General features: G+C 66.0%; 1 pseudogene. It reads left to right on the top strand.

Features of this window, described 5'->3' with window-relative positions:
• Positions 1–711, top strand: a pseudogene (locus KME77_RS16720) (DNA-directed RNA polymerase subunit beta); the annotation flags it as partial.

Here is a 711-nt window from a genome sequence, read left to right as displayed (position 1 = left end):
CCAAGGGCGGCGAGACCGAGCTGGCGCGTGCCGAGGAGGTCGACTACATCGACGTCTCACCGCGCCAGATGGTGTCGGTGGCCACCGCGATGATCCCGTTCCTGGAGCACGACGACGCCAACCGGGCCCTGATGGGCTCGAACATGCAGCGCCAGTCGGTGCCCCTGCTCAAGAGCGAGGCCCCGCTGGTCGGCACCGGCATGGAGTACCGTGCCGCCACCGACGCCGGTGACGTCATCAGCGCCGAGAAGGCGGGTGTGGTCGAGGAGGTCTCGGCCGACTACGTCACCGTGATGAACGACGACGGCACGCGTACCACCTACCGGGTGGCGAAGTTCAAGCGCTCCAACCAGGGCACGAGCTTCAACCAGAAGCCCATCGTGATCGAGGGCGACCGGGTGGAGGTCAACCAGGTCATCGCCGACGGGCCGTGCACCGACAAGGGTGAGATGGCGCTGGGCAAGAACCTGCTGGTGGCGTTCATGCCGTGGGAGGGTCACAACTACGAAGACGCGATCATCTTGTCCCAGCGGCTGGTGCAGGACGATGTGTTGTCCTCGATCCACATCGAGGAGCACGAGGTCGATGCTCGTGACACCAAGCTGGGGCCGGAGGAGATCACCCGGGACATCCCGAACGTCTCCGAGGAGGTGCTGGCCGATCTGGACGAGCGTGGCATCATCCGGATCGGTGCCGAGGTGGTGCCGGGTG

It is taken from the genome of Nonomuraea rhizosphaerae (assembly GCF_019396405.1).
Lineage (GTDB): Bacteria > Actinomycetota > Actinomycetes > Streptosporangiales > Streptosporangiaceae > Nonomuraea > Nonomuraea rhizosphaerae.
Note: the sequence above shows the minus strand (reverse complement) of the source record. Positions and strands in the feature narration are given on the sequence as shown.